At 37.3% G+C, this 9,445-nt stretch carries 11 protein-coding genes; 10 read left to right on the top strand and 1 reads right to left on the bottom strand.

Translation table 11 applies throughout. The features are described from left to right. Nucleotides 1-253 precede the first annotated feature (253 nt). The 6 genes from BUC12_RS20155 (at nucleotide 254) to BUC12_RS18185 (ending at nucleotide 5,625) form a co-directional block, all read left to right on the top strand. The gene (locus tag BUC12_RS20155) at nucleotides 254-418 is read left to right on the top strand and encodes a hypothetical protein (RefSeq protein WP_175552650.1); all 165 of its coding nucleotides are present in this window, start codon (nucleotides 254-256) and stop codon (nucleotides 416-418) included. 774 nt (nucleotides 419-1,192) lie between these two features. Beyond that, nucleotides 1,193-2,197, top strand: coding sequence for a type IX secretion system protein PorQ (porQ, locus tag BUC12_RS18205; protein WP_062185039.1), 1,005 nt, complete (start codon nucleotides 1,193-1,195; stop codon nucleotides 2,195-2,197). A 146-nt stretch (nucleotides 2,198-2,343) separates the two neighbouring features. Further along, complete coding sequence (gene cmk / locus BUC12_RS18200) at nucleotides 2,344-3,036, top strand: (d)CMP kinase (protein WP_062185034.1); 693 nt, start codon at nucleotides 2,344-2,346, stop codon at nucleotides 3,034-3,036. Next, a complete protein-coding gene (locus BUC12_RS18195) occupies nucleotides 3,033-3,917 on the top strand; it encodes a 4-hydroxy-3-methylbut-2-enyl diphosphate reductase (RefSeq protein WP_062185030.1) in 885 nt (294 codons plus the stop codon). Before cmk ends, BUC12_RS18195 begins: the two co-directional genes overlap by 4 nt. 20 nt (nucleotides 3,918-3,937) lie before the next feature. Beyond that, on the top strand, nucleotides 3,938-4,918 hold the full coding sequence (pfkA, locus tag BUC12_RS18190) for a 6-phosphofructokinase (RefSeq protein ID WP_062185027.1): 981 nt from the start codon (nucleotides 3,938-3,940) through the stop codon (nucleotides 4,916-4,918). A gap of 125 nt (nucleotides 4,919-5,043) precedes the next feature. Beyond that, nucleotides 5,044-5,625, top strand: coding sequence for an outer membrane beta-barrel protein (locus tag BUC12_RS18185; protein ID WP_062185024.1), 582 nt, complete (start codon nucleotides 5,044-5,046; stop codon nucleotides 5,623-5,625). Between the two features lie 146 nt (nucleotides 5,626-5,771). Here BUC12_RS18185 and BUC12_RS18180 read toward each other — a convergent pair whose 3' ends face one another. Further along, nucleotides 5,772-5,984, bottom strand: coding sequence for a hypothetical protein (locus BUC12_RS18180; RefSeq protein ID WP_062185021.1), 213 nt, complete (start codon nucleotides 5,982-5,984; stop codon nucleotides 5,772-5,774). Nucleotides 5,985-6,629: 645 nt separating this feature from the next. Here BUC12_RS18180 and mce point away from each other — a divergent pair. The 4 genes from mce to BUC12_RS18165 all read left to right on the top strand — a co-directional run bounded on the left by mce (nucleotide 6,630) and on the right by BUC12_RS18165 (nucleotide 9,403). Then, on the top strand, nucleotides 6,630-7,040 hold the full coding sequence (mce, locus tag BUC12_RS18175) for a methylmalonyl-CoA epimerase (RefSeq protein ID WP_062185018.1): 411 nt from the start codon (nucleotides 6,630-6,632) through the stop codon (nucleotides 7,038-7,040). 114 nt (nucleotides 7,041-7,154) lie between these two features. Beyond that, the gene (locus BUC12_RS18170; RefSeq protein ID WP_062185015.1) at nucleotides 7,155-8,714 is read left to right on the top strand and encodes an acyl-CoA carboxylase subunit beta; all 1,560 of its coding nucleotides are present in this window, start codon (nucleotides 7,155-7,157) and stop codon (nucleotides 8,712-8,714) included. 43 nt (nucleotides 8,715-8,757) lie between these two features. Further along, nucleotides 8,758-8,934: a hypothetical protein gene (locus BUC12_RS20150; RefSeq protein WP_175552649.1), complete on the top strand. Its 177-nt coding sequence runs from the start codon at nucleotides 8,758-8,760 to the stop codon at nucleotides 8,932-8,934. 19 nt (nucleotides 8,935-8,953) lie between these two features. After that, complete coding sequence (locus BUC12_RS18165; RefSeq protein WP_062185011.1) at nucleotides 8,954-9,403, top strand: biotin/lipoyl-containing protein; 450 nt, start codon at nucleotides 8,954-8,956, stop codon at nucleotides 9,401-9,403. The last annotated feature ends 42 nt before the right edge of the window (nucleotides 9,404-9,445 follow it).

Raw genomic sequence — 9,445 nt, 5'->3', positions numbered from 1 at the left:
TTGCTGTTTACAAAAATATCATCCGCATACCCACTAGTACCACTTGCATTAGTATCCCCCTTTGGATCTACATGGAATACCCCCAAAGGATTTTGTGTGTTTATTCCCACCTGAGCATTGGTTATTCCCAATGAGAATACTCCCATCAGTAAAAGAATCTTTTTTTTCATTGTTTGTTGTTTTTGGAGTCGGAGACTCTTCTGTTGTTTTTATAATGTAAAGTGATTGTTTTGATACAAAAGAAAGCAGCAAAGTGCAGACACTGCACCCTGCTGCATGGATTAGTTGGCCCAATGGTAAACTGTTATCCCGAGTAGTATTCGAACGACAACAAAACAACAATGATCCTACCGGACGCAATCTGCCCAGCCAACTTATTTGGAAATGGATATATATGACGAAGCAAACGAAGACATAAAAAAATGTCCCGTTATTTTGACACAATAAGAAATTTTGTTTAGTTAACGCCCTGTGATGCGTCTCTCTCTCTCTCTCTCTCTCTCTCTCTCTCTCTCTCTCTCTCTAATATTTCAGCACACAATGGCAAATCTAAACTGTTAAAATTTAGAGAATTGTTAATGCTTTTATGTGTGAAAATATGAGTCATTCCTTATTGGTAAAGGGTTGTTTGATGGGGCAAATATATGATTTTTTTCTTATTCATACGAATCAGTAGTTGAAAATGTTCTTTTGCTTACACACGATTTCGCTCATACCTGTCAACTGAAGATGAGCATTAGTCGATAATATAAAAAATTAAAGCATGTCTCTCAATCATAAATCCGTGATATATTTATCTATTATATATAAAGAGGGCTCTTTGATATATTGAAACTAAGAATTAAAAACCAAAAATGAAGAATAAAAAATCTTCAAAAATGGTGTCACTTTTGTCACCTTTGTTACTTTAAAAAGGGTAATCGATTGATATAAAACAAAATAAAGAGGTGACAAAGGTAACACTCCGGTAACACTCTAATGTCACCTTTGTTTAGTTACTGTCACCTTTCTATAAAAACTACAACATCAGAAGATAGAATGTTTTTTACTATCGATTCGCATTGTTCAAGAGTTTAAGTATAATAAGAAGGCATCGGGATATATATTAGGATATTGATAACAAACGGACATTTATTATTATGTGAAAGAATAAAACTATCTTTGTAAAACCTGAACAAAGTCAATTTTAGGTATGACAAAAGTAAAAAGATATATTACTGTATTTATATATATAATCTCTGTTCTAAGCATAAAGGCTCAAGAAGGAGAAAAAGCATACCGTTTTTTAGACCTGCCTACATCTACCCGCGCAAATGCTTTAGGAGGAACTAACGTCTCTGTAATAGAGAACGATATTTCTTTGGTTTTTCAGAATCCGGCGGCTTTGGGAAAAGAGATGAATATGAACGCGAATGTTAGCTTCATGTCATATATTGCAGATATAAAGGTGGGAAGTGCTATTTTCGGAAAATCTATCCGTGACATGAATGCTTTCGCTATAGGTGTGAGTTATCTTGATTACGGTGACTTTAAGGAGACTACAGAGAATAATGAAGAATTAGGAGGTTTTTCGGCTAAAGATATTGTAGTAAATGGTATGTATAGCCATATGCTAAGCAATCGGTTGAGAGGAGGAGTCACTGCCAAGTTCATCTCATCATCTTATGCAGATTATACCTCTACTGCCATAGGCTTTGATGTTGGATTAAGCTATTATAACGAAGACCGCGAATTTTCCGCCGGTTTAGTATTAAAGAATATAGGTAGCCAGCTATCATCTTATAATGATAAACGCATTGGATTACCCTGGGACGTTAACGTAGGCTTAAGTAAAAAGTTGAGAAATATACCGGTGCGCTTCTCTCTTACCGGTGTTTATTTGACTCAATGGGATTTTTCGCGTATCGACGAAGCAAACGGAATAGATAGTAGTGATGATGGTTTTGTAAAAACACTGTTTAAGCATACAATAATAGGTGTGGATATTATTCCTTCTCAGAATTTTTGGATAGCCGTGGGCTTCAATCCTAAAGTACATTATGATTTGAAATTACAGGAAGGAAATAAATTTGGAGGTTTTAACGCCGGTGCAGGAATTAAAATTCAGAAATTCAGTGTCGGTTTCTCTTTCGCTAAGTACCACCCATCAGCGACATCGTATCATTTTACATTAGGTGTTGATATCTCTAAATTCTGAAATATTACACCGAATTATATAGTTAATATCTATATAGCATAAATCTACTATAATTGAGCACAGTAAATGCTTACATAACCCTGATGCTTTCATAAACAAGAATTAACGAACATTATATATATACTATTGTTGTAAAGATAACCCGAATGAAAAAGATTACAATTGCGATTGACGGATTCTCTTCGTGTGGAAAAAGTACTATGGCCAAAGATCTGGCAAAAAAGATCGGATATATTTATATTGATAGCGGGGCAATGTACAGAGCCGTTACTTTGTATTGTATACAGAACGGATTGTTTGATGGAGAAAATCTTAATTTGGCAGAATTGGAAAAGGCGATCCATTCTATTAAAGTAAACTTCAGGTTGAATGAAGAGACATTATTACCCGAAGTATATTTAAATGATAAGAATGTCGAAAAAGAAATACGGACAATGGAAGTCGCCGCAAAAGTAAGCCAGGTTAGTGCAATCGGATTTGTTCGTAAAGAGATGGTATATTTACAGCAACAGATGGGAGCCGAAAAAGGTATTGTTATGGACGGAAGGGATATCGGTACAGTAGTATTTCCGAAAGCCGAACTAAAAATATTTGTAACGGCGGATCCTCTGGTCAGAGCCCAAAGGCGTTTGGATGAACTGCGGACTAAGAATGATACAAAAACAACCTTTGACGAGGTTTTGGAAAATATAAGACAAAGAGACTATATCGATCAGAATAGAGACGAAAGCCCCTTAAAGCAGGCTGATGATGCTCTGGTTCTCGATAACTCAGAACTTACTAAGGAGCAGCAAATGCAATGGCTGCTCGATAAATTCAATTTTTTAACATCACAATGAATACAATTGAAATAGACTCAAAATCAGGATTTTGCTTTGGTGTGGTAAACGCCATCAAAAAAGCGGAAGAAGAATTGGCGAAAGGTGGGGTTTTATACTGTTTAGGAGATATTGTGCATAACAACCTGGAAGTAGAAAGACTGGCAAAACTGGGACTTCGGACTATAAATCATGAAGAATTCGGTCAACTAACTAATGTAAAAGTATTACTTCGTGCACACGGAGAACCACCCAGTACATACGAGACTGCAAAACGAAATAATATTGAGATCATTGATGCGTCGTGTCCTGTTGTCCTTCGTTTACAAAGACGTATAAAGGATAAGCATAACAACGAAATAGATAATGAAACCCAGATCGTTATTTACGGGGAAAAAGGACATGCCGAAGTAAACGGTTTGATGGGACAGACCGATTCTCAGGCTATTGTTATCGAACATAAAGAAGATCTGGATAAATTGGATTACTCCAAAAATATTTGCCTGTTTTCACAAACAACGAAACCACTGGATGGATTTCAGGATGTTATTGACATTATTTCGTCCAGAATAAGTCCCGATGCTCAGTTTGAGTACTTTGATACCATTTGCCGTCAGGTATCCAATCGTATTCCTAACATAAAGGAATTTGCGACTAAACATGATCTGATCTTTTTTGTTGCCGGTAAAAAAAGTTCTAATGGTAAAGTGCTTTTTTCTGAATGTAAAAAGTATAATTCTAACTCTTATTTTGTATCTTCACCCGATGAAATCGACCCGGCTGTAATCAAGCAAGGGATTTCAATAGGTGTATGCGGTGCCACATCTACCCCCAAATGGCAAATGGAAGAAGTGGAGAAAAAAATCGCCGACATTTCGTCTCTAATAGCGAAATCTGTATAATAAAATAAGTTGAATTAATCATGGCAAACATTAAGTGTATTGGCGTTCTAACCTCTGGAGGTGATGCTCCGGGTATGAATGCGGCTATTCGTGCTGTTACCCGCGCTGCTATTTACAATAACATTGAGGTAAAAGGCATTATGAGAGGTTATAGAGGATTGATTTTTGACGAAATCGTCCCTTTCAAAACCAATAGTGTCAGTAATATTATCCAACAAGGAGGAACTATCCTTAAAACAGCCCGTTGTAAAGAATTTATGACAGCTGAAGGCCGTCAGGTTGCTTTCGAGGCTATGCAACGCGAAGGCATTGATGCCCTAGTTGTTATAGGAGGAGACGGTTCTCTAACAGGAGCACGAATTTTGGCTCAGGAACATAATATACCTATTGTCGGTTTGCCCGGAACTATTGATAATGACCTGAATGGTACTGATATGACCATCGGTTATGATACAGCGCTTAATACTATTATGGATGCTGTGGATAAGATCAGAGATACAGCAAGTTCACACGAAAGGCTGTTCTTTATAGAAGTAATGGGGCGTGAATGCGGATATTTGGCTCTAAACGGTGCTTTGGCAACAGGAGCTGAGGCTGCAATTATCCCTGAACGTGTATTCGAGTCTGACCAGTTAGGCGAACTTATTTCTAATGGGTTCAGAAAAAGTAAAAATAGTAGCTTAGTTCTTGTAACTGAAGGTGATATAACCGGTGGTGCTATGACCATGGCCGAACGGGTAAAAAAAGAGTATCCGCAATATGATGTGCGTGTTACTATTTTGGGGCACGTGCAACGCGGAGGGTCTCCGACTGCTGCCGATCGTATTTTAGCGAGCCGTATGGGAGCTGCTGCGATAGATGCACTTTTGGATGATCAGCGTAATGTTATGATCGGTATTCAGAATGATAAAATAGTTTATGTGCCATTCTCTAAAGCGATCAAAAAGAATAAACCAGTTAATGAAGATTTGATTAATACCTTGAAGGTGTTATCTATCTGATTATTACGGATTATATATAAACTGTAAAAGGAAGAACTTCAATAGGGTTCTTCCTTTTCTGATATTCAGATCGGCATATTTTGGGATTTCTTGAAAAAGAGACTATTTTTGTAAAAATTTCACATATGAAAAAATCTGTATTATTACTCTTTTTTATATTATTGGGATATACATTAAGTTACTCGCAAACTTTTATCGGATTCAGAGGTTCCGGAAATATAACATCCCTTAGTACTGCTGACGCTAAAAGCCGTTTCGGATTTAAAGCCGGAGGAATGTTGAGTACGCCATTAAGTGAAAAGCTATTTTTTCAACCAAGCCTTTTGGTCTCCTTAGACGGTTCGAAATCAGCTAAGAAATACAATCCTGACTATTCGGCATCAACCTATTCACTGGAAGTTCCTCTAATGCTTTCTCTAAGAGCAGGAGACGAAGATGTTAGCGTTGGATTTGATTTCGGTGCTTTCGCCCGTTATGCGTTTGCCGGAAGTTACTGGACTGATTCAGATGAGGGACGTATAAAGCCCGATATTTTTGATTCATATAAGCGTTTCAATTTCGGTCCCCAAGTCGGTTTTAGTGTAATGGTAAATGGTTTTTATATAGGTAGCAGCTTTCAGTTTGGAGTTATTAAACCGTGGGATGGAAAAAGAGGATGTAGCTACAACTATGGTATAAATATCGGTTATTTGTTCGAATTATATTGACATAAGTATACCGTAAAATAACAGAAGGAGAAAGGCTTTGTGGCTTTTCTTCTTTTTTTTCACAAAAAATAAATCTAAGAAATTATTCATCCATCAACAATCGAACAATTTCTTAGATCTATCCACCTTAATTCAGTGCGACTTTATCATTCAGAATGACTGTGCCCTCTAAGGAAACCAAATAGACAGCATATCATACCTACTATAATAGCTCCCATTCCATAGAGCATAAAGAGGTTTGCTTTATCCACTATTCCGGCTTCTCTGAGTCCACCTATCTGCATAAAAAAGAATAAAGAAGAAACAACCAAGCAGACTCCGACAACAGTCATAATAGTACGTCTTTTTTTGCCTTCCATAATAAACTTTTTTTAAGAGATTAATATATCTTTTAAACATCACTGATTGCTTTTAGTTTACTGAAATGCCATTTTTAACATAACTATTTCTTTTATTAAATATTGATTCTGTTTTTGAAGAAATAGACTTTCTTTTGAATAATCAAAACAATCCCTATATTTGGCACATCAGATAAGCTTTTTCGAGTAGAATGACCGATATTTTTACACGTAAAATATCGATAAATATCTAGATTTTAGCAGCTTGGGATAATGCATTATATGGTAACAACCTAATGGGGGAGGCGAATATATGGCTTTTCCTACAGCCTTGTATGCAGGATATTGTTATCCTACGGATTACTTGTATATAAGATTTGCTCTGGTAATGGGATTTAGGGTTTATAGTACGGTAACAAACCCGGCAGATGGATATTATACGGTGACCAACACCGAGCCTTGTATTATTACAATATATAATATGTGAGTACAAAAAAAATTAACAGAGAAATAATCAATATGTAAGGTAAAAGTATAGCCATACTTATCGATAATACCAATTGGAGATAAACAGAACCTCTTTTTATCCGTAATTATTCTTTCTCATTATAATTAAATTAGTAATTTTGTAAACAATAAAATTTACTAACTTTTTTATAGAAAGACATGAATATTTCGCACATCGAACATCTTGGCATTGCTGTAAAAAGCATTGAAGAAAGCCTTCCATATTATGAAGGCGTGTTAGGCCTGAAATGTTATAACATTGAAGTGGTAGAAGATCAGAAAGTGAAAACTGCATTTTTCAAAGTAGGACAAACTAAGATCGAACTTCTTGAGCCGACCAGCCCCGATAGCACTATTGCTAAGTTTATCGAGAAAAAAGGTGAAGGTATACATCACATTGCTTTTTCAGTTGACAGCGTAGCTGCTTCATTAGCAGAAGCAGAAAGCAAAGGAGTCCAATTGATCGACAAAGCACCCCGTCCGGGAGCAGAAGGGCTTAATATTGCTTTCCTTCATCCGAAATCAACATGCAGTGTACTTACCGAACTCTGCGAACATCCAAATAAGTAATATAAGCATATCAAAGAAGTTTTACTATATGGTTGGTAAAACTTCTTTGGCATATTATACGATTTAGGATTAAACAAAAAGATAAAATAAATTTAAGAATCAAAAAATAAAAACATGAGCCAACTTGAAAAAGTAAAAGAGCTTATTGAACTTCGTGAAAAGGCACGCCTTGGAGGTGGTCAGAAAAGAATCGATGGTCAACATGCAAAAGGAAAATACACTGCTCGCGAACGTATTGCTATCTTATTAGATGAAGGTAGTTTCGAAGAATTCGATATGTTCGTTGAACACCGTTGTACAAACTTCGGAATGGAGAAAACTAAATTCCTTGGTGACGGGGTAGTAACCGGATGCGGAACAATAGGCGGACGCCTTGTTTATATCTTTGCACAGGACTTTACTGTAATCGGAGGTTCGCTGTCTGAAACATTGGCAATGAAAATCTGTAAAGTAATGGATATGGCAATGAAAGTTGGTGCACCTTGTATCGGTATCAACGACTCGGGTGGTGCTCGTATTCAGGAAGGTGTAAATGCTCTTGCCGGTTATGCTGAGATCTTCCAACGTAATATTCTTTCATCAGGAGTAATTCCTCAAATTTCAGGAATCTTCGGGCCATGTGCCGGTGGTGCTGTATATTCACCTGCATTGACCGACTTCAATATCATGACTGAAGGAACTTCATACATGTTCCTTACAGGACCAAAGGTTGTGAAAACTGTAACAGGTGAAGATGTTACTCAGGAAGAATTAGGTGGTGCAAGTGTACATACCACAAAGTCGGGAGTTGCTCATTTTTCTGTTGAAAATGAAGACGATGGTCTTGCTTTGATCCGTAACCTGATGAGTTTCTTGCCTTCTAACAATAAAGAAGAAGCTCCTCGCGTGGAATGTACTGACCCAATCGCAAGAATGGACGACCTGTTGAATGAAATCATTCCTGACAATCCGAATAAAGCATATGATATGTATGAAGTAATCGGTGCTGTTATTGATAATGGTGAATTCCTTGAGGTACACTCGGCTTATGCTAAAAATATAATTATCGGTTTCGCTCGTTTCAACGGACAATCGGTAGGTATCGTAGCTAACCAACCTAAATATATGGCTGGGGTATTAGATATCAATGCCTCTCGTAAGGCAGCACGTTTCGTACGTTTCTGTGATGCATTCAATATTCCTTTGGTAACATTGGTAGACGTACCAGGATTCCTTCCCGGAACAGGTCAGGAGTACGGTGGCGTAATCGTTCATGGAGCAAAACTTCTTTATGCTTACGGTGAAGCTACTGTGCCTAAAGTAACTGTAACTTTACGTAAATCTTACGGAGGTTCTCATATTGTGATGAGCTGTAAACAACTTCGCGGAGATATCAACTATGCATGGCCAACTGCCGAAATCGCTGTGATGGGTGCTGATGGTGCTGTAGAAGTATTGTATGCAAAAGAAATTGCTGCTGATCCGGATCCGGTTAAGCAAGCAGAAGCTGCTGCCGCTAAGAAAGAAGAGTATAACAAACTATTCTGTAATCCTTACAATGCAGCTCGTTATGGTTATATCGATGATGTAATTGAACCTCGTAATACACGTTTCCGCGTGATCCGTGCTTTGGAACAATTAAGAACTAAAAATCAGGTAAATCCTGCTAAAAAGCACGATAACTTACCTCTGTAATTAGATCTGATTGAGAGTAATAAGTATTAAATAGCTTGAAATTATGAGTGATAAAAATATACCCACAGAGGTTTTAGCGGCTATTGCTATGGCGATATATGATTTTCAGCATCAACACGATGTTGAAAGTAATGTTCTTACCATTAAGCATGAGTCTAAAGCTAATCTTCCCTGGGTTGACAGAAGTGCAATGATGCTTCAAATGCCAACAAGAAAATAAAAATTAGAGAAATTTTATCATGAAACAATTCATATATAGAATTAACGGTCAGGACTATATCGTAGCCGTAAACAAATTAGAAAATTCTATTGCTCAGGTTGCTGTAAACGGAAGCAATTATGAGGTAGAATTAGTCAACAACGAGGAGGAAGTAACATTTACAGCGAATCCGGTTGCTAAACCAACTGCGGCCGCTGCTCCTAAGAAAACAGTTGTTGCGTCGACTCCTAACAAGCCTGCCGGTGGAGGTAGTAGTGCCGGTGCTATAAAATCGCCACTTCCCGGTATTGTTGTCGGTATCAATGTAAATGTGGGTGATGCTGTAAAGAAAGGACAAACTGTAGCCGTATTGGAAGCTATGAAGATGGAAAATTCTATCAATGCTCCTAAAGACGGAACAGTAACTTCGATAGGAGTGAATCCAGGTGATTCAGTTCTCGAAGGTGTTACTATTCTTACTATCGAATAAGAGTTCTTTTATTTGAGATAATAAAACCGATGGGAATCCCAT

The organism is Indolivaga macrotermitis (assembly GCF_900128985.1).
GTDB lineage: Bacteria > Bacteroidota > Bacteroidia > Bacteroidales > Dysgonomonadaceae > Dysgonomonas_A > Dysgonomonas_A macrotermitis.
Note: the sequence above shows the minus strand (reverse complement) of the source record. Positions and strands in the feature narration are given on the sequence as shown.